This window comes from Prochlorococcus marinus, assembly GCF_001180245.1.
Taxonomy (GTDB): Bacteria; Cyanobacteriota; Cyanobacteriia; order PCC-6307; family Cyanobiaceae; genus Prochlorococcus_A; species Prochlorococcus_A marinus_F.
Map to the genome: position 1 here is coordinate 1 of NZ_CVSV01000064.1, position 282 is coordinate 282.

Consider the following 282-nt stretch of genomic DNA (forward strand, 5'->3'; position numbering starts at 1 on the left):
AAAGACGAGATACTCGGAAATGCTTTTATATCATTTCCAGCTTTTTGGTTTGTAGGACTTCTAACAGCAGGTATGACTGCTTTTTATATGTTTAGGCTTTATTTCTTGACATTTGAAGGAGATTTCAGAGGGGAGAATAAAGAATTGCAAAAAGAGCTTCTAATAGCCTCCAAGGCAAACCTAGATGATGAAAATGAAGAAGAGCATGAAGAACATGGCTCTATTCATGAGTCACCCTGGTCAATGACATTTCCATTGGTATTTCTAGCTGTACCGTCTGTA

1 pseudogene is annotated in these 282 nt (G+C 37.6%); it reads left to right on the top strand.

The features are described 5' to 3' along the window. Positions 1-282: pseudogene (locus tag AMO19_RS02600) on the top strand (NAD(P)H-quinone oxidoreductase subunit 5); the annotation flags it as partial.